21 protein-coding genes and 1 pseudogene are annotated in these 22,309 nt (G+C 61.7%); 15 read left to right on the top strand and 7 right to left on the bottom strand.

Annotation, left to right across the window (positions count from 1 at the left end):
- Window positions 1-466 (top strand): ATP-binding cassette domain-containing protein (locus QM600_RS23445; protein ID WP_283263969.1); only part of this gene is annotated, 466 nt, incomplete at its 5' end.
- A 635-nt stretch (window positions 467-1,101) separates the two neighbouring features.
- Entirely contained in the window at window positions 1,102-1,617 is a 516-nt protein-coding gene (locus QM600_RS23450) for a putative immunity protein (protein ID WP_283263971.1), read from the top strand.
- A gap of 67 nt (window positions 1,618-1,684) precedes the next feature.
- Here QM600_RS23450 and QM600_RS23455 read toward each other — a convergent pair whose 3' ends face one another.
- Window positions 1,685-2,251 (bottom strand): TetR/AcrR family transcriptional regulator, encoded by a 567-nt coding sequence (locus tag QM600_RS23455; protein WP_283263992.1) that lies wholly within the window; start codon window positions 2,249-2,251, stop codon window positions 1,685-1,687.
- A 138-nt stretch (window positions 2,252-2,389) separates the two neighbouring features.
- Window positions 2,390-5,206: an aconitate hydratase AcnA gene (gene acnA, locus QM600_RS23460; protein WP_283263973.1), complete on the bottom strand. Its 2,817-nt coding sequence runs from the start codon at window positions 5,204-5,206 to the stop codon at window positions 2,390-2,392.
- 501 nt (window positions 5,207-5,707) lie between these two features.
- On the opposite strand from acnA, the gene QM600_RS23465 reads away from it, so the two are divergent.
- The 7 genes from QM600_RS23465 (at window position 5,708) to inhA (ending at window position 13,337) form a co-directional block, all read left to right on the top strand.
- Window positions 5,708-6,289, top strand: a complete 582-nt coding sequence (locus tag QM600_RS23465; RefSeq protein WP_283263975.1) for an Rv1476 family membrane protein — start codon at window positions 5,708-5,710, stop codon at window positions 6,287-6,289.
- Between the two features lie 410 nt (window positions 6,290-6,699).
- Window positions 6,700-8,364, top strand: a complete 1,665-nt coding sequence (locus QM600_RS23470; protein ID WP_283263976.1) for an NlpC/P60 family protein — start codon at window positions 6,700-6,702, stop codon at window positions 8,362-8,364.
- 153 nt (window positions 8,365-8,517) lie between these two features.
- Window positions 8,518-9,714 carry an AAA family ATPase gene (locus tag QM600_RS23475; protein ID WP_502943083.1) on the top strand — a complete coding sequence of 399 codons (1,197 nt, stop codon included), beginning with the start codon at window positions 8,518-8,520 and terminating at the stop codon, window positions 9,712-9,714.
- Window positions 9,711-10,685 (top strand): DUF58 domain-containing protein, encoded by a 975-nt coding sequence (locus tag QM600_RS23480; protein ID WP_094272840.1) that lies wholly within the window; start codon window positions 9,711-9,713, stop codon window positions 10,683-10,685. Before QM600_RS23475 ends, QM600_RS23480 begins: the two co-directional genes overlap by 4 nt.
- On the top strand, window positions 10,682-11,662 hold the full coding sequence (locus QM600_RS23485; RefSeq protein WP_094272841.1) for a VWA domain-containing protein: 981 nt from the start codon (window positions 10,682-10,684) through the stop codon (window positions 11,660-11,662). The genes QM600_RS23480 and QM600_RS23485 overlap by 4 nt, the downstream gene beginning before the upstream one ends.
- Window positions 11,663-11,732: 70 nt before the next feature.
- Window positions 11,733-12,482: a 3-oxoacyl-ACP reductase FabG1 gene (gene fabG1 / locus QM600_RS23490; RefSeq protein ID WP_283263978.1), complete on the top strand. Its 750-nt coding sequence runs from the start codon at window positions 11,733-11,735 to the stop codon at window positions 12,480-12,482.
- A 57-nt stretch (window positions 12,483-12,539) separates the two neighbouring features.
- Complete coding sequence (gene inhA / locus QM600_RS23495) at window positions 12,540-13,337, top strand: NADH-dependent enoyl-ACP reductase InhA (RefSeq protein ID WP_094272843.1); 798 nt, start codon at window positions 12,540-12,542, stop codon at window positions 13,335-13,337.
- Window positions 13,338-13,425: 88 nt separating this feature from the next.
- Here inhA and QM600_RS23500 read toward each other — a convergent pair whose 3' ends face one another.
- Window positions 13,426-13,899 carry a carboxymuconolactone decarboxylase family protein gene (locus QM600_RS23500; RefSeq protein ID WP_283263979.1) on the bottom strand — a complete coding sequence of 158 codons (474 nt, stop codon included), beginning with the start codon at window positions 13,897-13,899 and terminating at the stop codon, window positions 13,426-13,428.
- Window positions 13,900-13,983: 84 nt separating this feature from the next.
- On the opposite strand from QM600_RS23500, the gene QM600_RS23505 reads away from it, so the two are divergent.
- Entirely contained in the window at window positions 13,984-15,051 is a 1,068-nt protein-coding gene (locus QM600_RS23505; protein WP_283263980.1) for a ferrochelatase, read from the top strand.
- Here the strand turns inward: QM600_RS23505 and QM600_RS23510 are convergent.
- Both QM600_RS23510 and QM600_RS23515 read right to left on the bottom strand, forming a co-directional pair.
- Window positions 15,048-15,656: a transcriptional regulator gene (locus tag QM600_RS23510; RefSeq protein ID WP_283263982.1), complete on the bottom strand. Its 609-nt coding sequence runs from the start codon at window positions 15,654-15,656 to the stop codon at window positions 15,048-15,050. The two genes, QM600_RS23505 and QM600_RS23510, sit on opposite strands and share 4 nt — an antisense overlap.
- Before the next feature lie 903 nt (window positions 15,657-16,559).
- A complete protein-coding gene (locus tag QM600_RS23515; RefSeq protein ID WP_283263984.1) occupies window positions 16,560-17,354 on the bottom strand; it encodes an SDR family NAD(P)-dependent oxidoreductase in 795 nt (264 codons plus the stop codon).
- Window positions 17,355-17,460: 106 nt separating this feature from the next.
- Between QM600_RS23515 and QM600_RS23520 the strand changes: the two genes are divergently transcribed.
- The 5 genes and pseudogenes from QM600_RS23520 to QM600_RS23540 all read left to right on the top strand — a co-directional run bounded on the left by QM600_RS23520 (window position 17,461) and on the right by QM600_RS23540 (window position 21,095).
- Window positions 17,461-17,823: a hypothetical protein gene (locus tag QM600_RS23520; RefSeq protein ID WP_283263985.1), complete on the top strand. Its 363-nt coding sequence runs from the start codon at window positions 17,461-17,463 to the stop codon at window positions 17,821-17,823.
- Between the two features lie 86 nt (window positions 17,824-17,909).
- Window positions 17,910-18,129 (top strand): annotated as a pseudogene (locus QM600_RS30015) (transposase); the annotation flags it as partial.
- 603 nt (window positions 18,130-18,732) lie between these two features.
- Window positions 18,733-19,179 carry an MspA family porin gene (locus QM600_RS23525; protein WP_283263994.1) on the top strand — a complete coding sequence of 149 codons (447 nt, stop codon included), beginning with the start codon at window positions 18,733-18,735 and terminating at the stop codon, window positions 19,177-19,179.
- 319 nt (window positions 19,180-19,498) lie between these two features.
- The gene (locus tag QM600_RS23530) at window positions 19,499-20,080 is read left to right on the top strand and encodes an SOUL family heme-binding protein (RefSeq protein ID WP_283263986.1); all 582 of its coding nucleotides are present in this window, start codon (window positions 19,499-19,501) and stop codon (window positions 20,078-20,080) included.
- A gap of 814 nt (window positions 20,081-20,894) precedes the next feature.
- Window positions 20,895-21,095, top strand: coding sequence for a hypothetical protein (locus QM600_RS23540; RefSeq protein ID WP_283263987.1), 201 nt, complete (start codon window positions 20,895-20,897; stop codon window positions 21,093-21,095).
- Between the two features lie 104 nt (window positions 21,096-21,199).
- Here QM600_RS23540 and QM600_RS23545 read toward each other — a convergent pair whose 3' ends face one another.
- Both QM600_RS23545 and QM600_RS23550 read right to left on the bottom strand, forming a co-directional pair.
- Window positions 21,200-21,940, bottom strand: a complete 741-nt coding sequence (locus QM600_RS23545; protein ID WP_283263988.1) for an anti-sigma factor — start codon at window positions 21,938-21,940, stop codon at window positions 21,200-21,202.
- A gap of 1 nt (window position 21,941) precedes the next feature.
- Window positions 21,942-22,309 (bottom strand): sigma-70 family RNA polymerase sigma factor (locus tag QM600_RS23550; protein WP_283263990.1); only part of this gene is annotated, 368 nt, incomplete at its 5' end.

Here is a 22,309-nt window from a genome sequence, read left to right on the forward strand (position 1 = left end):
TGCCGGCGAGCTCATCGCGGGTCACGGTTTGAAGGTCGGCTACTTCGCTCAGGAGCACGACACCCTCGACGACGACGCTTCGGTATGGGAGAACATCCGCCACGCTGCGCCGGATACGGGGGAGCAGGAACTGCGTTCACTCCTGGGCGCTTTCATGTTCACGGGCCCGCAGCTCGAGCAGCCCGCCGGCACCCTCTCCGGTGGTGAGAAGACACGTCTGGCTCTGGCCGGTCTTGTGTCTTCCGCCGCGAACATCCTACTGCTCGATGAGCCCACTAACAACCTCGACCCGATCTCTCGCGAGCAGGTCCTCGACGCACTTCGCAGCTACACCGGCGCCGTTGTTCTGGTGACTCACGATCCGGGTGCCGCTGAGGCTCTTAACCCCGAGCGTGTCATCCTTCTGCCCGACGGCAACGAGGATCACTGGTCGCAGGAATACCTGGAGCTCATTCAGCTCGCCTGATCACTCCGACGAAAAATGCCGGCCAACTCGATAAGAGTTGGCCGGCATTCGTCGTCGCAATCCAACAATGTTCAGTAGTAGCGGTCCGGGATAGTCTGGCAGGGCGACTAGCCCGGGAAGAATTGCGGATCCAACCTCGAGAGATTTCGCTACCGGATTGGCAGGTGATGACGAATGGTCGACCGAGTGGAAGGACTCATGATCAGAGTCTATCCAGACTATGGTCATCCCAGTTCTCTCTGGCCTTCGAGGGAACTTGTAACAGTCCAGTCGGAGCAGCCATACGTTCTTCCCCGTCAAATCGGGATTGACGATGCCTTGGGTGCCAAGATACTGGCGTGGACTGACCGGTTCCAAAGGTTTTTCGTGGAGGAGATCGACGGCTTCGCTTCGCGTCCACGTTGGCTTCCCGGGATAAAGGTCTTCGACTGGTACGACGATGGGTACGAAATTATTCACGAGCTTCGGGCTCAGTTCCCTGACGTACAGGTCAAGCCTCACTGTGCACAGTACGTTTTTTCGGTCAACGAATGCCGTGAGAGCATGGGGCTTTTGCCGATCAGCCTTCCAACGGAACCTAAGGCTGGGTACATAAGCATTTCTGATGTCCTGCACCCCAAGACCAGTCCTACTCGATGATTCTTCCGAAGATCCGGGACCCTCGCTTCGTGACGATTCGCCGTGGTGGGACCCTCACTGATTCGGATCACCAGCTCCTCGCTCTGTGGGCTGCAGCGTGTGCGGGGCATGTTCTGGACCTCTTCGAGTCGGCTCGCCCTGATGACACGCGGCCGCGTCAGGCTATCGAGCATGTCCGCGCCTGGGTGCGTGGCGAGGTCAAGGTGATGGAGGCTCGCGCGGCGGGCGGCCACGCAATGGGTGCGGCCAGAGATCTGCGTGGGGCACCGCGGCACGCTGCGTACGCCGCCGGCCAGGCAGGAGCCGTCGCGCATGTCGCTGCACATGAGCTCGGTGCGGCCGCCTATGCGATCAAGGCCGCGCGTGCTGCCGCGCCGGATGGCGAGCGTGAGACCGCTGGGCGACTCGAGTGTCAGTGGCAGCGTGACCAACTCCCAGAGGCGATTCGCGAGCTGGTACTCGATGATCAACTGTTGCGAAACGGCATCTGCTGGTCGGTGTTCAAGTGCTGAGGGACGGTGCCCCTGTGCGCCTTTTCGGTAGTCAGTACTACCAAAAGCACGCACAGGGGCGAAGCCCCTAATCCCGTCGACGCACGGATTCCTCGACCAGATCGAGCACGGCCGACAGATTGTCGCCGGCGTGGCCGGACGCGATACGCGCGACAAGACCGTCTAACACCAGATCGAGGTATCCGATCAGGACGTCGGTGGGGACGTCGTCACGCAGCCGGCCAGCTGATTTTTGGCGAGCGAGACGTGCGCTGGTGGCTTCGGTGAGTTCAGCCGACCGCTGAGACCACTTCGCGCGGAATTCCGCATCAGTTCGAAGTCGGCGAGCGATTTCGAGTCGTGTTCCCAGCCAATCGAATTGATCGGGCTGTGCGAGCATGTCGCGCATCACCTGAACAAGACCCTCTTCGGCGACGACGTCCGCCATGCGGCTCGCGTCCTCACTCGCAAGCGCGAGAAACAGGCCGTCCTTGTCCTTGAAGTGATGGAAGATCGCCCCACGGGACAATCCTGTCACTTCTTCGAGTCGGCGGACGGTGGCGCCGTCGTAGCCGTATTCCGCAAAGCAGCGGCGGGCGCCGTCAAGGATCTGACTGCGCCGTGCCGCGAGATGGTCTTCACTGACCTTGGGCACGTTCTTGTCCTCGTCTCGCGCTTCTCGGATCGATCGATTCGGCTCCCGCAGAATCGCTTTCACCCATGAACCGGTACCTAACGCACACGGCGGACTCAGCAGGTCGCTGAGTCCGCCGTGCGGTAGGGCAGTGGCGAACTAGCCGCGGATCATGTTGCGGAGCACGTACTGCAGGATGCCACCGTTGCGGTAGTAATCCGCTTCACCGGGCGTATCGATGCGCACGACTGCGTCGAACTCGACCTTGTCGCCGTTCTCGCGAGTGGCGATGACCTTCATGGTCTTCGGGGTAACGCCCTCGTTGAGCTTCTCGACGCCGACGATGTCGAACGTCTCGGTGCCGGTGAGTCCGAGCGAACCGGCAGACTCGCCGACCGGGAACTGCAGCGGGACAACGCCCATACCGATGAGGTTGGAGCGGTGAATACGCTCGAACGACTCGGTGATGACGGCCTTGACACCGAGGAGGCTGGTGCCCTTGGCTGCCCAGTCACGCGAGGATCCGGAGCCGTACTCCTTGCCGCCCAGGACGACCAGCGGGATGCCGGCTGCCTGGTAGTTCTGCGACGCGTCGTAAATGAAGGCCTGCGGGCCGCCGTCGACGGTGAAGTCGCGGGTGTAACCGCCGGAGACGCCGCCTTCGACAACTGCGTCGAGGAGCTGGTTGCGTAGACGGATGTTCGCGAACGTTCCGCGAATCATGACCTCGTGGTTGCCGCGACGCGAACCGAGCGAGTTGTAGTCCGCACGCTCGACGCCATGGGAATCGAGGTACTGCGCGGCGGGGGTGCCGGCCTTGATCGGACCTGCGGGGCTGATGTGGTCGGTGGTGACCGAGTCGCCGAGCAGTGCCAGGACGCGAGCGCCCTTGATGTCCTTGACCGGAGCCGGATCCATCGTCATGCCATCGAAGTACGGTGGCTTCCGCACGTAGGTGGAGTTCTCGTCCCACTCGAAGGTGTCACCCTTCGGCGTTTCGAGATTCTGCCAGCGGCTGTCGCCCGCGAAGATGGTCGCGTAGGACTTGCGGAACATGTCCTGATCGATCGACGACTTGATCGTCTCTTCGATTTCCTGGGTGGACGGCCAGATGTCCTTCAGGAACACCGGGTTGCCCTCGGTGTCGTTGCCGAGCGAGTCCGTCTCGAAGTCGAAGTCCATGGTTCCGGCGAGCCCGTAAGCAATCACGAGCGGCGGGGAAGCCAAGTAGTTCATCTTCACATCGGGGGAGATGCGACCCTCGAAGTTACGGTTACCGGAGAGCACGGCGGTGACCGAAAGGTCGTTGTCGTTGATCGCCTTGGAGACTGCCTCGGGCAGCGGTCCGGTGTTACCGATGCACGTGGTGCAGCCGTATCCACCGAGGTAGTAGCCGAGCTTCTCGAGGTACGGCCACAGGCCGGCCTTCTCGTAGTAGTCGGTGACAACCTGCGAGCCGGGAGCCATGTTCGTCTTGACCCAAGGCTTGGTCGAGAGACCCTTTTCGACGGCGTTGCGTGCGAGAAGTGCGGCTCCGAGCATGACCGACGGGTTGGACGTGTTGGTGCACGACGTGATGCCGGCAACGACTACTGCGCCGTGATCGAGGACGAACTCGCCGGCCTCGGATTTGACGACTACCGGCTTGCTCGGACGGCCCTGTGCGCCGTTTGCAGCCGAGAGAGCATTGACCGCTCCGTCATCGGCGAACGAGAGCGCAGCGGGATCGGAAGCGGGGAAGGACTCTTCGACGGCCTCGTCGAGCTGAGTGTGCTCGGCCGGGGCATCGTCGTCCACGTAGGTATGGATGTCCTTGCGGAATGCAGGCTTGGACTCCGACAACAGGATTCGGTCCTGCGGGCGCTTCGGGCCGGCGATCGAGGGAACAACTGTTCCCAGATCGAGCTCGATGTACTCGGAGAAGACGGGCTCCTGATCGGGGTTGTGCCACAGACCCTGTTCCTTCGCGTACGCCTCGACGAGAGCGAGCTGCTCGTCGCTGCGGCCGGTGAGGCGCAGGTAGTCGATGGTTTCGCTGTCGATCGGGAAAATCGCTGCGGTGGAACCGAATTCGGGGCTCATGTTGCCCAGGGTTGCGCGGTTCGCGAGGGGAACCTCGGCGACGCCCTTGCCGTAGAACTCGACGAACTTGCCGACGACGCCGTGCTTGCGGAGCATCTCGGTAGCGGTCAGAACGACGTCGGTTGCGGTGACGCCGGGCTTGATCTCACCGGAGAGCTTGAAGCCGACGACGCGCGGGATGAGCATGGAGACGGGCTGGCCGAGCATGGCTGCCTCGGCCTCGATGCCGCCGACGCCCCAGCCGAGCACGCCGAGGCCGTTGACCATCGTGGTGTGCGAGTCGGTGCCGACGCAGGTGTCGGGGTATGCCTGTCCGTTACGGGACATGACGGTGGGCGCCAGGTACTCGATGTTGACCTGGTGAACGATGCCCATTCCCGGGGGGACGACCTTGAAGTCGTCGAATGCGCCTTGGCCCCAACGGAGGAACTGGTAGCGCTCGCCGTTGCGCTGGTATTCGAGATCGACGTTGCGCTCGAGTGCGTCGGCCTGGCCGAAGACGTCGAGGATGACCGAGTGGTCGATGACCATGTCGGCGGGGGAGAGCGGGTTGACCTTGTTCGGGTCACCGCCGAGGGTGGTGACAGCCTCACGCATGGTGGCGAGGTCGACGATACAAGGAACGCCGGTGAAGTCCTGCATGATCACGCGGGCCGGCGTGAACTGGATTTCGATGCTCGGCTGGGCTGCGGGATCCCAGCTTGCGATTGCGCGGATGTGATCCGCGGTGATGTTGGCACCGTCTTCGGTGCGGAGAAGGTTCTCAGCGAGAACCTTCAAGGAATAAGGCAATTTCTCGGTACCGGGGACTGCCGAGAGGCGGAAGATCTCGTAAGAGTTCTCACCGACCTCGAGGTTTCCCTTGGCTCCGAACGAATCAATACTGGTGCTCACGTCTGCTCCACTCGTGTATGAGGGTCGCCACCGACGGGGCTGTGTCGGCAGCTGAAGCGAGGTACTTCTACTCGGCGTATCCATTGCCAGCTCACGCCAATCGCACAGTTCATCTTCGGAACTGTCTGAACATCGGAGCTGAATCGGACTCGGCCGAACCGAGGTACCTCTCGGTCTGAAGTCTAACAGTACGCTTGTCCTGTGAGACTTCGGGGCAACTTGACCGACACAATCTTCACGTAGTCTGCGAGGCTGCGCAACGCAGGGCGGACTGGGTGACCGGGCGCACAATCGATCAGAGCCGGGATGTGCCAGGCGTCGATGTGACGCGGAGTTGCAGTCAACCTCAAGTAGGGTGCATTCAGGCCCGCTGCGGCTGTGCCGCTGAAACCTCGGCGGCTGTGCCGCTGAAAACCTCGGTGGCTATGCCGCCGACCACGACCTCGGATGATTTTCACACAGCTACGTTCTGGGTGAATCCGAACAGCACCCGGATGAGAGATGTCTGCTCCTACACACTTGGTCTTCACGCCCCTGCAGTCGAGCCAGCCTCTGCATGTCGAGGTCCCGTCGAACGTCGATCTCGACGACGTTCTCGCGGACGTTGCGCAGAGCGGAGTTTCCGCACCGGCAGGCGATGTCGGCGCTCTGACGGCGGTAGTCGCTGATGCCCGTGAGCGTGGAATCGATTTGAGTGTGGTCGTGCTCGGCGAGAACCCGGGCCGGGATACCGATCTGCGTGATCTCGCCACCACGGTCGGTGAAACCGAGGGTGGCACTGTCCTGGTCCTGAGCCCGAATTGGATGGGCAGCTACAGCGATTCCATCAGCCGAGTCCAGCTCGAGACTGCGCAGGATATTGCGTTCGGTGACAGTGCCGCCAGCACCGCCGATCGTTTCTCTCACGAGATCGTTGAACCCGGGCCTCCGTGGGCGCTGTACACGGTGCTTTTGGTGGCAATCGTGGCGATCATTGCAGCTGTCACGTTTGTGGCGAAGTGGCGCCGGGAGCCCGAAACCGAACAAAGTGGGCACGTTGAGAGTTCGGTGCCACGGACCGTCGGACCCGCCGGACCGGCGTAAGCGTCGCCCGAGACGCAAACTTCCACATAATTCGTGAAAACAGGTACTCACCCGCATTTGGGGTGAGTACCTGCACTTTTTGGTAGATACGGCCATTCACCTGGCGAAATACTCTTTGTGTTATTTGTGGCTAAAGTTTCCAAAGTTCTCTCAAGTGTCGTACGGTGCAACTGGCACTTTTTGGGGAAGAAGTGTCGCAGAAAGACTGTTGTTGTTCGATGGACTTTGCGTGACGCCTCATATTTTCGGGCGCCGGGCACCGAAGTCGAACCTCATCAAGGAGAGCGGAACCGATTCGGTTCACGCTCACCGATGACGCCGACGCGGCGTCATAGCTTCCTGCGCATTCCCTCCCCGCACGGATCGGCGACCCAGCGGGCCCGTGGCGAACACGCGAGGGAGAGTTATTTGTGAGGCAAGTAACACGTGGCGGATTCAGCCGCCGTGGACCTTCCCGAGCGTCGGCCCGTCTGGCACAGCTTCTAGTCGGTATCGGCATTGTCAGCGCATTGGTCGTCGGAACACCCGGCGTCGGTGCCGCAGTACCCCCGCCACCGCGCAATCCCAGTGATTCCGAAATCGCTTCCGCGGATTCTCAGGTGTCGTCGAATGTCGGCACTGTCAGCGCACTTATCAATCAAGTTGCTGCAGCAAACGAACAGTTGACGTCGCTCGACAACGAAGTTGCAATCAAACGAGAAGACGTCAACAAGACCCTTGTCGACCTCCAGAACGCACGAAGTGCCGCTGATACCGCAGCCCAGGCCGTCGGAGTCACCAAGCAAGCACTCAAGGACGCCGGCGCGCAGATCGCCGTAGCGCAGACCGATTTCGACAAATACGCCCGATCGAGTTACGTCAAGGGCACCAACACGGCATCGATCTCCTCGTTCCTCGACGCCAAGGGCCCGGGCGACGTCCTGGACCGCGCCCAGGTCCTCAAATTGCTCTCCAGTTCTCAGCGTGCCGTGCTCGACGGCTTGCAGCGCGCACGGACCGAGCAGGCAAACAAGGATTCCGAGACCCGTCAGGCCAAGCAGCAAGCCGATGCTGCAGCCGAGGTTGCCGCAAATTTGAAGGCCTTGGCCGAGCAGGCAATCGAGATTGCCCGCAACGCACTTGACCAGCAGGTTGCGAAGAAGGCTTCCATCGAAGCGAACCGCAACTCTGCGCAAGCTCAGCTGGACGCCGCCCGCAATGCGGTTGCCGGCCTTCAAGGTCAGCGTCAGGCGTACGCAACCTGGGATGAACAGCGTCGCGCCGAAGAAGCCCATCAGGCTGCTCTCGAAGCGGCAGCGAAGGAAGCCGCCGCGCAAGCTGCTGCACGCGCTGCCGCCGATCAGGCAGCAAAGGATCGCGCTGCCGCCCTGGCCGCTGCTCAGCGTCCACACACCGCCGTCGAAGATCCGACGCCCACCGTCATCCCCGGCGACGATGACGAGGACACGTCAACTGGCACAGACACGTCAACGGACGAAGAAACGACAACCGACGAGGACACGACGACCGACGAGGACACTCCGGTCGCCACACCGAAGCCCACCACGCCGAAACCCACCACACCGAAGCCCACGCCGCCCACGACGACACCGAAGCCCACGCCGCCCACGACGACACCGAAGCCCAAGCCGACGCCGCCGGCTGTCGGTGGCAGTTCTGCAATCGAATCGGTCATCGACCGCGGAATGTCGCAGCTCGGCATTCAGTACGCGTGGGGCGGCGGCGACGAGAACGGGCCGACACGCGGAATCCGTGACGGCGGAGTAGCCGACAGTTACGGCGACTTCAACAAGATCGGGTTCGACTGCTCGGGTCTGATGATCTATGCCTTCGCGGGTGTCGGAATCTCCTTGCCGCACTACACCGGCTACCAGTACACCGCGGGTACCCAGGTTCCGGCGTCGGAGATGAAACGCGGCGACATGATCTTCTATGGCCCCAACGCAAGTCAGCACGTGGCGCTCTACCTCGGTAACGGGCAGATGCTCGAAGCTCCGCAGTCCGGTTCCAGCGTCATGGTCTCGCCTGTCCGCTGGGGCGGTATGACGCCGTATGCCGTGCGGTTGGTGTCTTGATCGCGACCAACAGCTGAGTCCTCGATGCCCCTGTTGTCTGGTTCGGTTGCCCGTGTCGACGTGGGGTTACGGCATCGCGGGCAACTACCTGGAATAGTTGGCGGGGAACGCGTTACTGTCGGAACTTTTCTAGGTGAAAGCGATGGATTCTTGGTGACCTCACGTGAAGATTCGATCGGATCGGTCGACGTAGACAAAGCGAGTGGAACAACTGGCGGGGTAGCGCCGTCTCTCGCTGCCGACGTGCAGACTTTGGAACGAGCGATCTACGAGGTCAAACGTGTCATCGTCGGTCAGGATCGTCTGGTCGAGCGGATACTCGTCGGACTGTTGGCCAAGGGGCATGTGCTTCTCGAAGGTGTACCCGGTGTGGCGAAGACGCTGGCCGTCGAAACCTTCGCGAAGGTGGTCGGTGGTTCCTTCTCCCGTGTGCAGTTCACTCCGGACCTCGTGCCCACCGACTTGATCGGTACTCGCATCTACCGTCAGGGACGTGAAGAGTTCGACACCGAACTCGGACCTGTCGTTGCGAACTTCGTCCTTGCCGACGAAATCAACCGTGCACCCGCCAAGGTGCAGTCGGCTTTGCTCGAGGTCATGGCTGAGCGCCACGTCTCCATCGGCGGCAAGCGCTACCACATGCCGGACCCGTTCCTGGTGATGGCAACACAGAACCCCATCGAGAACGAGGGCGTCTACCCGCTTCCCGAAGCGCAGCGTGACCGCTTCCTGTTCAAGATCCTCGTCGATTACCCGACCATCGAAGAAGAACGCGAAATCGTCTATCGCATGGGTGTCACAGCACCGGAACCGCACCAGATTCTCGGGCCCGAAGAATTGGTCCGACTCCAACGCGTCGCGAGTAGCGTTTTTGTCCATCACGCGTTGGTGGACTACGTGGTTCGTGTCATCGCCGCCACCCGTACTCCGCGCGAGTTCGGTTTGGACGACGTCGCCGGTTGGATCGCGTACGGAGCATCGCCGCGCGCGACGCTCGGCATCATCGCCGCCTCACGAGCCCTCGCATTTGTTCGGGGCCGCGATTACGTTGTGCCCCAGGACGTCGTCGAGGTCATCCCGGACGTCTTGCGTCACCGCCTCGTGTTGTCCTACGACGCTTTGGCTGACGAAGTCACTCCCGACGCCGTCATTGCGCGGGTATTGCAGACTGTCGGCCTGCCGCAGATCGCTGCACGACCGGTACCGACGGTGGCGGGACCCGGTGTTGCGGGACCGCAGCAACCCCAGCAGGGCGCGCCCGCACCACAATTCACTCCGCCAGGCAGCGTCAATGGTCAAGGGAACGGCGCGCCGGTCATGAGCCCTGATCCGATGAGTCGCCCGCAGTGACCGAAAGTCACCTTCCCGGACATGCGGGCGCACCGCCGTCGTTCGAGTCCGGTGAACTTCGTGATCCACGATTGACCGCCGCTTTGCGGACGCTCGAGCTGACAGTTCGCCGACGCCTCGACGGCGTATTGCACGGCGATCATCTCGGCCTCATCCCCGGGCCAGGTTCCGAACCTGGTGAAGCTCGCGAATATCAGCCCGGTGACGATGTGCGGCAAATGGATTGGTCCGTCACGGCTCGTACGACGCATCCGCATGTGCGGCAGTCGGTGGCGGACCGGGAACTCGAGACGTGGCTGGTGATCGACTTGTCCGCGAGCCTCGATTTCGGTACCGCAGGCTGTGAGAAGCGGGATCTGGTTGTTGCTGCCGCTGCCGCGGTGACGCATCTGACGAGTTCGGGTGGCAATCGCGTCGGCGCAATCATTTCCACGGGTGAGCAGATGACGCGGATTCCGGCTCGTGGTGGTCGTGTTCATGCTCAGGCGATGCTTCGCAAGATCGCCACGACGCCGCATGCTCCGGACGGGGTGCGCGGAGATCTGGTCGGCGCGATCGAGGCCTTGCGTCGCCCGCAGCGTCGTCGCGGGTTGGCGGTGGTGATCAGCGACTTCCTCGGACCCACCGATTGGGAACGACCGCTGCGCGCAATCTCCGGTCGCCACGACGTGCTCGGCGTCGAGGTTGTTGATCCGCGCGATCTCGAGTTGCCCGACGTCGGTGATGTGGTTCTGCATGATCCGGAGTCCGGTCGGACACGCGAGTTCTCGACCACTCCGCAGTTGCGTGCTGATTTTGCGCGCGTGGCGGCGGAGCATCGCGTGGAGGTTCAGCAGGCATTGCGCCGGTGTGGGGCACCGCTGATGTCGCTGCATACCGATCGTGACTGGATCGCTGACGTTGTTCGATTCATCTCGGCTCGCCGCCACACGTATGGTGCCGGCGCCGGATCTGGGGGAGTTCGTTCGTGAGTCTTTCGCAATTCACTGCGCCGTGGTGGCTGCTGTTTCTGGCTGTTGTCATCGCGTTGGTGGTCGGTTACGTCGTTGTGCAGAAACAACGGCAGAAGCACACAATGCGGTTCACGAATTTTGCGCTCCTGGAGAAGGTGGCGCCGTCGCGTCCCGGCAGATGGCGCCACGTTTCCGCCATCTTGATGGTGATCTCGTTGGTGTTCTTCACCGTGGCGTTGGCTGGTCCGACTGCAGACAAGAAGGTTCCGCGGAACCGCGCCACCGTGATCCTCGTGATCGACGTGTCTCTGTCGATGCAGGCCACCGACGTCGAACCGACTCGCCTTGCCGCGGCGCAGGAAGCCGCCAAGTCGTTTGCCGACGGTCTGACACCAGGCATCAATCTCGGGTTGGTCGCATTTGCCGGTACGGCATCAGTCCTGGTGTCTCCCACGACAAATCGAGACGCGACCAAGATTGCCATCGACAATCTCAAGCTCAGTGAGCGAACGGCGACAGGCGAAGCGATCTTCACGTCGTTGCAGTCGATCGAGACGTTGGCTGCCGTGCTCGGTGGTAGTGATCAGGCGCCGCCGGCCCGAATCGTGCTGCTGTCCGACGGCAAGCAGACCGTCCCTGAAGGTGAGGACGACCCGCGCGGCGGATTCACTGCGGCCCGCCAGGCCAAGGACAAGGGTGTTCCGATTTCCACCATCTCGTTCGGCACGACGTACGGCCGTGTCGAGATCGAAGGTGACCGCATCCCCGTTCCCGTCGACGACGCGTCGCTCAAGGAAATCGCGAATCTGTCCGGCGGAAGTTTTTTCACGGCGTCAAGCCTCGAAGAGTTGCGCGACGTCTACGACACGCTCGAAGAGCAGATCGGTTTCGAGACCACTCGCGGCGACGCCAGCAAACCGTGGCTGATCCTCGGAGTTTTGTTTGCCACTGCAGGTTTGATCGTCGCTCTGGTAACCCGCCAGCGACTGCCGTAGTCGCTAACTGTTCCTAACTGTCCGTCAATTGCCGGTACTCGGCCCTCGCAGAATTGATAGGTTGATCGCCATGTCTACCCCCTCCACCCCTGTGGTGTCCGAACGGACCGTCACGACTCCGCGCTCGGTACTCGTCACCGGCGGCAACCGCGGCATCGGCTTGGCTGTAGCTCAGCGCCTGGCCGCCGACGGGCACAAGGTAGCGGTCACGCACCGCGGATCCGGTGTACCCGAAGGCCTGTTCGGCGTCGTCTGCGACGTCACCGACACCGAGTCGATCGACCGTGCATTCAAAGAGGTCGAGGCGCATCAGGGACCCGTCGAGGTCATCGTCGCCAACGCCGGAGTCACCGATGACACCTTGATCATGCGGATGAGCGAGGAGCAGTTCACCAGCGTCCTGGACGCGAACCTCACCGGCACGTTCCGCCTCTCCAAGCGGGCGACGCGTTCGATGCTGCGTGCGCGTTTCGGCCGGTTCATCTTTCTGGGGTCGGTCGTGGGTCTGGCGGGTCAAGCCGGCCAGGTCAACTACGCCGCGTCCAAGGCCGGCATCATCGGGATCGCTCGTTCATTGACGCGTGAACTGGGCTCCCGATCGATCACCGCAAATGTTGTCGCTCCCGGTTTCATCGAGACGGACATGACGGCTGCTCTGGGCGATGACGTCAAGGACAAGGCCACCGAGTTTATCCCGTTGCAGCGCACCGGAAAGCCGGAAGACGTTGCGGCAGTTGTCAGTTTCCTCGCTTCCGATGATTCGGCTTACGTCTCGGGTGCGGTCATTCCTGTTGACGGCGGCCTTGGCATGGGTCACTAGCTCTGTCGTCTACACACTTTCCATTCTTCGTTTCGTCTCACTTCAGGAGGACAACTCATGGGCGGTTTGCTCGAGGGTAAGACCATTCTTGTCACCGGCATCATCACCGATGCGTCTATCGCGTTCCACGTGGCCAAGGTCGCGCAGGAGCAGGGTGCCAAGGTGCTGATCACGGGATTCGATCGTCTGCGCCTGATCGACCGCATCGCTCAGCGTCTGCCGCAGCCGGTGCCGCCCGCCATCTCTCTCGACGTCCAGAACCCCGAGGATCTCGCCACCCTGGCCGATCGCGTCCGTGAGTTGGCGCCCGAAGGTATCGACGGCGTCGTCCATTCCATCGGTTTTGCACCCCGTTCCTGCCTGGGCAGTCCGTTCATGGATGCGCCGTGGTCCGATGTGGCTGTTGCGCTGGAGGTTTCCGCCTACTCGTACAGTGCGTTGGCCAAGGCCCTGATGCCGGTGCTCAACGACAACGGGTCCATCGTCGGCATGGATTTCGATCCGGCGCGTGCGATGCCGTTCTACAACTGGATGGGTGTCTCCAAGGCCACCCTCGAGGCTGTCAACCGGTACGTGGCCAAGGAGGTCGGCGTGCGGGGCATCCGCTCGAACCTGGTGTCCTCCGGCCCGATCAAGACTCTCGCAGCCAAGGCTATTGCCGGCGACAGCACCGGCCCGGGAGCCGAGCTCGACAAGCTGAACACCGCGTGGGACGGCGCTGCTCCCATCGGTTGGGATGTCGACGACCGCGAGCCCGTCGCCAAGACCGTGTGCACCGTTCTCTCGGATTGGCTGCCCGGCACCACCGCGTCGATCATCTACGTCGACGGTGGCTTCCACGCGATGGTTGGCTGATACAAGCAGTTCTTATCGGTTCGTCTTTACCTGGAGGTTCTGCCTCCAGGTGAAGTCGAACCTGCCTCGTGATGTGTGGATCTTGGGATTACAGAGCGGGCAGTGTCTGATGCGTCGAGATTGCCAGCCTGTTCCAGACGTTGATTGCTGAGACTGCCATCAACAGGCGGACTACCTGACTGTCGGTGTATGACGCCTTCACGCGTGCCCAGACTTCGTCCGATACTCCGCCTCGCCCGAGGAGCGTCATTTGTTCCGTGAATTCCAGGACGGCTTGCTCAGGCTCACTGAACCACGCTTTTGCCTCCCGCCAGGCTGACACGACGTCCAGTCGACGCTGGTCTTCACCGTCTTTTCGCGCCTCGGTGGTGTGCATGTCCAAGCAGTAGGCGCAGCCGTTGAGTTGTGAGGCGCGGATCTTGAGCAGATGGATGGTTTTGGGCTCGAGGTCGCCCGAGTGGACGTATTTTTCGATGGCCAGCATGCCCTTGTACGCCTCGGGGTCTACCTCTTGGATGGATAGTCGCTGGGTGGGCAGTGACTGGTTTTCAGTGATGCTCATATGTTCCTCCTCGTGGCTGTTCAATCGCCATGGCTCGAGTACCCGGATTTCTCCCGGATAACGGCATCACGCAAGATTGAACGCATGACCGCCAGTGTGGACACCTCGTTCGATGCTCTTCTCGTGTTGTCGTTCGGAGGCCCCGAGAAACCCGAAGACGTCAGGCCCTTCCTCGAAAATGTCACGCGCGGAAGGGGAGTACCGCCGGAGCGTCTCGACGCTGTGGTGGAGCACTACATGCATTTCGGCGGCGTCTCTCCTATCAACGCGCTCAACCGAGATCTGATCGCACGCGTCGAATCGGAACTGGCCAGTGCAGGGCTGGAATTGCCGATTTACTTCGGTAATCGCAATTGGCATCCCATGGTCGAGGACACCGTCGCAAAAATGCGCGACGACGGCATCCGCAACGCAGTGGTGTTTGCGACGTCGGCGTGGGGCGGCTACTCGGGTTGCCGTCAATATCACGAGGACATTTCTCGCGCGCGGATTACTGTCGGCGAGGGCGCGCCCACGCTCACGAAACTTCGCCAGTATTACGACCATCCGCTGGTCATCAGCGCTTTCGCCGACGGAGTACGCGAAGCGCGGGCATCCTTGCCGGAAGCAACGCGCGATGCCGCTCGCTTGGTGTTCACCGCGCATTCGGTGCCGATTGCTGCCGACAAGAATGCCGGGCCGCCAGAACTAGGCGGCAATCTGTACAGCCGCCAGGTCGCGGAAGCTGCACGACTAGTTGCGCAAGCAACGGGCGTCGACGATTTTGATCTGGTGTGGCAGTCGCGATCAGGACCGCCGCAGGTTCCGTGGCTCGATCCTGACATCTGCGATCATCTGGAAGTGTTGTCCACCAAGGACGTCCGCGCCGTGATCGTCTGTCCGGTCGGATTTGTGTCCGATCACCTCGAAGTGCTGTGGGATCTCGACACCGAGGCCAAAGACAAAGCGGCAGAGCTCGGTATGGACTTCGTGCGCGCTGCGACACCCGGCCGAGATCAGCGTTTTGCTCAGTTGGTGCCGACGCTTATCGCGGAACTGGTGAACGGTGAAGGGCCCCTGCGACTGGGGAACGAGCCGTTGCTGGGCGGAACCGCCAACGGCGTTTCCTGCGCGATCAACTGCTGTGCCGCAGTGCAGAGGCCTTCTCGTTAAGCGTTGGGCTGCTTGAGCTTTCCGCACGGACCGGGCACCGTCGAGGTGCTGCGCGAAGTGAGGAGAGTCTTGACGATCTCCTGATCTTCGGCGCTCAGTGACTTGTCGATGTAGTTGAGGTGCGGCGCACCCAGTTCGCGGACACGTCCCGCGAGAGTAGCGACAAACGACACTCGCTCTTCGTCGGCACTGTTAGCTTCGTGGATCTGCAGGACGGAGACGGGGAACTTGCGCAGCGTGACGGGAAGGAAACGTGCGGTCAGAACGTGGTCGACGTTAAATCCGGCCCAGACGCCCTGGTTTGCTTCGACGCATTCGATGTCGGAGTGAGCTGCGCTCTCGCCGATGTACTTACGCGGCGGGACTAACTTCTTGGGTGCGTGTTCCGAAGCGCCCTGTTGTAGGACGGGGTAGTTGCCGTCGCTGTAGAGCCACGGTTGGCTCGCCATCGACAGGAGACGACGGGCGTCGAGGTCCGGGAGGTAGCGGGATTTGAGAAGGAAACCCACGCTGTCTACCGAGATGCCCAAGAATTCGGCAGCCTTCTGTCGGCTCATCGCGTATGTTGCCGGGACGGCTGGGTCGATCTGGATCAGGTTGACCATGCGAACTCCTGTAAGTGTTCAGTTATTGCGGTATGTTGGTACAGTTGACATGACTAGTCATTGATTATCAACCTCTAGCTAATTTTCGGCTTCTAGGTGAGTTTGATGTCACCCCGCACGTTCGCGTCGGTAGGTCGCCGGAGTGGGCGGCGCAGGCCACGGAACGAGCCGGACCGTAACCCCGTGCGCGTCCCGCCCTGGAACTGATCCCCACCGGCCGGCCGTCTCTCACGGCACGCGGGATAGCTGGACCTACCCCAGTCCGCACGTGAGCGGACCGATCGGGCGCGCGGCCACGGCATCGACGGCATCCTGAATCCCGCTGACAGGCTGCGGGACGTCATGCTCCCCCTGCCAAGGTGGTGGCCAGCAGGTAGCAGCCGACTCCCACGACCCCGTGCTTCGCGGCGGCAGAGCCGAGACTGCCGCTCGTTTACGCTCACGGCTCTGACGGAGCCGTGAGCTCTTAGAGTCAGTGACAACGCACCTGTACCCGGCTTGCAACCTGCCAACCAATGGCGAAACCCCCACTCTTGCAATCAGAGCGGGCGCCCTACGTCTACCACGTTGAGCACACAACGCGGAGACTCACTATCTGCGCGGAGTTGCCCGCTCACGACTAACCCCGTATGTCCGCGGTAGACAGAAACATGCAGGAGAAAAGAAGCCGCCCGTAGGAGGTTCCGGTGCGATACCGCCTGATATCTCAGGACGGTGAATACCGATCCGGGTGGTGTGTCGATATTGCGGGAGGTGACACTGATCGATGCCCTGGTTTCTCCATCACCGTCAGAGGTCCCCTGTCGCCTCCTACGGCATTCCAAGGACGGTCGATCTTCCCCATCACGAGTCCACTTCCAGTCGACATCGTTGCGTTCGGCCCCGGCGGGTGGTGTAGCTGGCTCAGCCCAACATCGACGAACGGCCGGTCGCCAGAGGACTCTTGCTCGTGAGGCCACCGTCGAGCACCAGAGTCTGCCCCGTCATATAGCGGGATTCGTCCGATGCGAGAAATACCATCGCATGTGCGATGTCCTCCGGTTCGCCGAGATACGGCAGCGCGTTCGCGTGCTTCATGCCTTCGATGACATCAGCGGGAATGTTGTCGACAAGTGCGGGCGTCATGATCGCGCCCGGCGCGACGGCATTGCATCGAATACTTTCCGATCCATACTGGACGGCGATGTACTGAGTGAGCCTGATTACTGCAGCCTTGGCGGATCCGTAAGCAGATTGCAAAGAGTCGCCGATCAATCCACCCACCGAGGCCGTGTTCACGATCGACCCACCGCCGGCGCTCTTCATGTGGGGTATTGCGAGTCGTGAAGCGACGACAGTGCTGCGGATGTTGAGTGACATCACCCGATCCCACTCATCGAGGTCCATCCGTAGTAGGTCGAGGTCTTTGCGCGGGTTGCTTCCTCCCACGTGATTGCACAGGACGTTGATGCCACCGAATTCGGTGACTGCTCGTTCGATCATCGCGGAAATCGAGTCCTCGTCCATGACGTCGACACCGAAACCTACTGCATTGCCACCTGTCTCGCGGATCGCCATTGCCGATTCCTCCGCGCGAGCAGGGTCGAGATCAGCAACCAGAACCTTGGCGCCTTCCGCAGTCATGAGTTGTGCAGCCGCGCGACCGATTCCGCTGGCGGCGCCTGTGATTACTACATTCTTACCTTCGAGCCTGTTCATCATGTTCCCTTTCGGGGTATCGCCCACGCCCGGATCTCACACGCCCTGCGACTACCCAATCACTACCAGTGAACGCAGAATCGAAGGTTCCGTCCAACTCTCTTGAATGAACTCACAAGTACGTGACGAGGGCCTCGATACCTGCTACACGACAGAGCAGGTGAGTGACACCGCTGCCAAGGCTGCGTTACCCAGGCACGGACGGCAATGCGTCCGTTTCGCGTCGTTCATCTCGCTGCGGAGAAGCTCACCGAGTCCGGGCAACGGATCCAGGCCACGGCTCGGTCACGGAGGCCGTGGCCGGCGACCCGTTGCGCGGCATCAAGCGGTCCTGCTGACCCGGCAGCAGCTGCGTACCGACCGTCAGAAGGCGCGGCTCGAAGCTGTGTTGGTAGACGAGGAGTATGTCGATGTCGAGGTCACCGAACACGTCTACCAGGATCTTGTTGCGGCGTACGTCGACCCATGACGAGTGGGCCGGGAAGTTGGCGATGTTCACGGTCCTCAAACGGATAAAATCAGGTGCCGGAGAAAGAATTTGCGGATTTGGCGTAACTCGGACGCGGTCCCTGGGCGCGGTGGAAAGAGATCCTGGCGCACTTCGGATACCGGTGCATCCAACGGTCCGGCGGAGGCGGTCAACGGTCGACTCGAACATTTGTAGGCTATCTCGTTGACCTTCCGCAATTTCGAGCAGTACATCTTGCGGTCGTTAATCCATTCCGGTCAGCTCCGGGAACCACCAATGCACACTGATTTCAGACGAGAGCCCTAGCGTTCGTCAAGGCCGACTGCGCGCCGCATCCAGGCATGGCAAGTGACTTGGGGGTCTGCGGCCTACGGCATCTCTCGTCGGATGCTCCGTGGTGGCGGAGTGTCGGGTCAGGCGACCAGACGTGCCCTCTTTCGGCCGGGGTGTGGCTGCGACGGCGTACCCGGATCGGGGATACCTCGTAGTGCCCCGTAGGCGATCGATCGCGCCTTGCGATGTCGATTATTGCGCCGTCGTCGCCGCGGTGAGCGGTCCGGTGCCTGGCGCAGACAGGAGCAGTTCATCCCCCCTTCGGCCCTAGAGGTCCGCCGAACTGGGAAAACCCAACACCAAAACGATATAGGCCCATGTACGCCCGTTTGGTGACGGTGTGACATGGGTATTTTGACGGTGCGACGTGGGTACTTCGAAAGGGTTGTTGGTCGAAGTCGTTTACGACGAATTCGTTCATGCAGCTCCGACAGACTCCAACCTCGGAAGGCGTTGGATAGGCGTCAGGGGCCACAACCGGATGGGATGGTGCTTGTGCATAAGGGCTTCACGGGTCAGCGGAACAGTTGGTGTTAGGTCGCGGATCAGTGGGTCGGGGCCGTCGCTGTCCTTGCCATCGCACTGAGTGGCGCCACCACATCGGCCGGTGTCGACAACGCCAGCTCAATCGTCGATTCCAAAGGTAACCGGATCGAAGTCCTGCAGAGTGACACATTCATCTATACGGTCCCTCCGCTCGACAGTTCGCCGCTCAGCATCGAGTTCTTCCACGGCGGCGTTGCCAGCGTGAAGATCGACGGTCCGGGTGCCGACGGTTTCACCGGTACCAAGCTGACGATCGGCTATCAGATCGGCTATTCGGTTGCGCTTACGGGAGCGACAGTGGCGTTGTATTCTCCCGGCCCACCTCCTACCGTCAGGTCGAAAGCGGCGGTGCGGTTGTCCGGTGTTCACGGATATGTGCAGAGCGCCACCGGCCCGGTGACTATCCGTCCATACGCAAAAGTGGTGACGTCCAACGGCGGCAAGGTGGTCATTTATGTTGCGCAGCAACAGCTTTAGTGTATTCTATTACGATCAGGCTTTCGGGTTCGTTGACTGCTTTGGTACGGCAATACGAGAACCGTCTCGTGAGTGGGGGGCAGGGCGCGGATCACTTCCCGGAGCCTGTGGGCTCCGGGGCTGCTTTGATGTTCGCGCGCCAGCGCGGTGTGCGCGGCACGGATTGCGTCCAGGCGATCCTTCTGCGCGCCGGGGGTTCGTGGCCGCGGGCTCGTGTGAGGCTGCCGTCTTCGCTGACCTGGGCCGATACGTCGGACAGTCTGGCAGCGAAGCTTTCGGTCCCTTTCAATGCCCAGAGCTGTTCTGATAGGAGGACGAGATGTCGTTGGTGTCGATGGTGACTGATGTGGCGAAGGGCTTTGGCTCGCTGGTAGGTCTTCGCAGCGGTACCGAAGAGCCTCGCTATGACGTCCAGGAGGAGACTCAGGGACTCGAGATCCGCCGGTACGGTCCGCGTATCGCAGCCGAGACCACGGTGCCGGGGGATGAGGAGAGCGCCCGTAGCGCAGGTTTTCGGCGTCTGGCCGGCTATATCTTCGGCGCCAACGTGGGTAAGTCGAAGATCGCGATGACCGCGCCGGTATCGCAGGCAAGCGGTCCGGGCGACTCGTGGGTCGTCCGGTTCTACATGCCGTCGCAACGGACGATGGACACGCTGCCCACTCCCGAGGAGCAGAACGTGGAACTTGTGGAGGTCCTTGGCGAGACGATGGCGGCACTGCGTTTCACCGGCGACCGCAGTCGGGGGACGGTCGCCGCGCGAACCGCCGAACTGCTGCGCGTGTTGGAGAAAACCGCGTGGGTTCCGAACGGCGAACCCGTCGCCTGGTTTTACGATCCGCCCTGGACCATCTCGTTCCTGCGGCGCAATGAGGTGGTGGTCCCGGTAAAAGCGCGTTGATCCTTCGTGCGCGTGCGCCAGATGGCCTACCCCCGGCGAGTACACAGCCGGTGGGCGGGCCATCTGTACGTGGCGGACCGAGGTAAGTCTTTCAATGCTCACCGCTGCGCAATTGACACGGTATTCCTCCCGGAACGCCTTGGCGAGGGATTGCCATATAGCAGGGCGGTATCAGCCTCTGTTCAGCTCCGGCGGGGAATGCTCCACCGTGGCAGAGGGCATGTTCTCTGAATCCGACACTCCCAAATTGGTGTCGCCGGAGTCGATGAGGATCTTCTCCGGTATTGCAGGAGCACTGGCCGCAACGATGTCAGGGTCGAGCGTGCACTCGCACATCTGATCGCGCGTACCCGGGCGGTGTATCGATCAGCTGAACCGGGGATCGACATGCTCGACCCCTTGTGTGACCAGCGATACGCACGGCATTCGAACTGTACGGCGAAATCTTGAGAGTGGTGGAAGACAACGGATATCGCGTACTCCACCACCGGGCACGCGTATCCCCGCTGCGGCGTTTCTCGGTGGCAGCGCCTTGACTAGCAGAAACCGGGTGGGTCACCCTCCGCACATGGCGGCGCCCCTGAGGTCGTCGCAGTACCACAATGGCTGAAAGCGCTAACCGAACCGATAGAACAGGAAATCACGTGGAATATGTCGACGACGCAGGCCGCGCCGCCGGAATTGAACCGGAGGCGGGAATCGGGTTTGCTCTGGCCATCGCTGCGAAGGCGGCTTCGTTCTTGACGCGCCCTGAGTAGAGCAGCCAAGCAGCAAATGGGAGACCGCACGAGGCCGGTAGCGATGGGTGTGCTCAATGAGTCGCCGACCTATCGTAGGCGAAGGAATTCTTCTGGTCCGCGGTGGTCGTGGCGTCTACTTCTCCGTCCGGGTTTCCTCGTTCATTGTGCGCATGTCGCAGCAACCGCGAGGTCAGGCGACGATGGGGACGCTGCCGAACTACTCGAAGAACCGGTCGTTGTCTTCGATCGAGTATTTCCGCTTCTCCGGTCTCTGATCGTCGGAATGTGCCGCGGTCGCTGCAACTCCCATGATGTAGAGGTGTTGCAACGACCGATAGAACTGAAGATCTCGGTGGGGCATATCTTTTTCAGTTCGTCGTCAGATAAGCGGAATGATGGCGAAGGGGTCGTCTGTCGGCGTCGTAGAGCCGCCAGCAGGTTCGACGGTGAACGCCAACCTCGTGTTGGTTCCGACGCCGTCGAGGACAACCTGAGTGGCGGGTTTGACGTCGCCAGGTGCCATGGTGCCCGCCGGCGTCATGGTGACGCCGTCCGGGGCGACGAGCCACATCTGGTAGACCTTGTCCGCGCTCGGGGGAGTGACGTTGTTCATCGTCAGCACGGCAGCATCCTCGGACGGCGAGAAGGCCGTCGTTGCGGTGCCCCCGCCCGGGATATCCAGGGTGGTGGTGCGCACGTCGGGTGCGGCCATGATCTCCGAAACCGTGTTCGGGGACGGGGTATTGTCGCTGGCCTGAACTCCGATGCCGATCCCACTCACCACGATGACCGCCGCGGCTGCGGCGGCGAGTGCCATGCCCCATGGACTGCGGCGCTTGCGACGTTCCGCCGCGAGCGACACCGGGGGAGCCAGCTCGGGAGTTTGTGGCGTCAGTGCGACGGCATCGAGAATTCGATTGCGTAGTGCGGGTGGTGGTTCGAGCGCATCGAGCGTGCTCAGGTCTGCCATCGTCTCGGCCGTGAGCCGAACCTGTGCTTCGAATTCAGCGCGAGTGGTGTCGTCGGTGCCTGCCAGGAGAACGTCGACGGTCCGACGCTCGTCGAGATCGAGGGCGTCGATGGCATAGGGGTACGCCCAGCCGATCAGTTCTTCGTCCATTTCAGTTCACCCCCAGACATCCGCGTAACCGGATGAGTCCGTCGCGAATTCGTGACTTTATCGTGGGTATCGCCACGCCGAGGTCTTCGGCCACCTCGCGGTACGTTCGCCCGCCGTAGTAGGCGAGGGTCACCGATTCCCGTTGTGTCGGCGTCAGCGTGTCCAAGCATGCGGTGATGGCACGATGTTCGTCTCTGCGGGTGACTTCTTCACTGACGACGTCGAACTCCGGTGTCGTGTTTGTTGTGTCGTACAGGGCTTGGCGGTCCGAACTCGACTGCTCGGACCGAACCCGGTCCACTGCTCGCCGGTGTGCGAGGGTGAGTAGCCACGACAGCGCCGACCCGCGAGTGGGGTCGAACGTGGCTG

Origin of the sequence: Rhodococcus sp. IEGM 1379 (assembly GCF_030056815.1) — a bacterium.
Classification (GTDB): domain Bacteria; phylum Actinomycetota; class Actinomycetes; order Mycobacteriales; family Mycobacteriaceae; genus Rhodococcus_F.

Excerpts from the sequence above, each read along its gene's own strand:
- QM600_RS23450 (WP_283263971.1), top strand. The coding sequence starts at position 1,102 with ATGATTCTTCCGAAGATCCGGGACCCTCGCTTCGTGACGATTCGCCGT.
- QM600_RS23465 (WP_283263975.1), top strand. The coding sequence starts at position 5,708 with ATGTCTGCTCCTACACACTTGGTCTTCACGCCCCTGCAGTCGAGCCAG.
- fabG1 (WP_283263978.1), top strand. The coding sequence starts at position 11,733 with ATGTCTACCCCCTCCACCCCTGTGGTGTCCGAACGGACCGTCACGACT.
- inhA (WP_094272843.1), top strand. The coding sequence starts at position 12,540 with ATGGGCGGTTTGCTCGAGGGTAAGACCATTCTTGTCACCGGCATCATC.
- QM600_RS23500 (WP_283263979.1), bottom strand. The coding sequence starts at position 13,899 with ATGAGCATCACTGAAAACCAGTCACTGCCCACCCAGCGACTATCCATC.
- QM600_RS23505 (WP_283263980.1), top strand. The coding sequence starts at position 13,984 with ATGACCGCCAGTGTGGACACCTCGTTCGATGCTCTTCTCGTGTTGTCG.
- QM600_RS23510 (WP_283263982.1), bottom strand. The coding sequence starts at position 15,656 with ATGGTCAACCTGATCCAGATCGACCCAGCCGTCCCGGCAACATACGCG.
- QM600_RS23515 (WP_283263984.1), bottom strand. The coding sequence starts at position 17,354 with ATGAACAGGCTCGAAGGTAAGAATGTAGTAATCACAGGCGCCGCCAGC.
- QM600_RS23520 (WP_283263985.1), top strand. The coding sequence starts at position 17,461 with ATGAACTCACAAGTACGTGACGAGGGCCTCGATACCTGCTACACGACA.
- QM600_RS23530 (WP_283263986.1), top strand. The coding sequence starts at position 19,499 with ATGTCGTTGGTGTCGATGGTGACTGATGTGGCGAAGGGCTTTGGCTCG.
- QM600_RS23540 (WP_283263987.1), top strand. The coding sequence starts at position 20,895 with ATGAGTCGCCGACCTATCGTAGGCGAAGGAATTCTTCTGGTCCGCGGT.
- QM600_RS23545 (WP_283263988.1), bottom strand. The coding sequence starts at position 21,940 with ATGGACGAAGAACTGATCGGCTGGGCGTACCCCTATGCCATCGACGCC.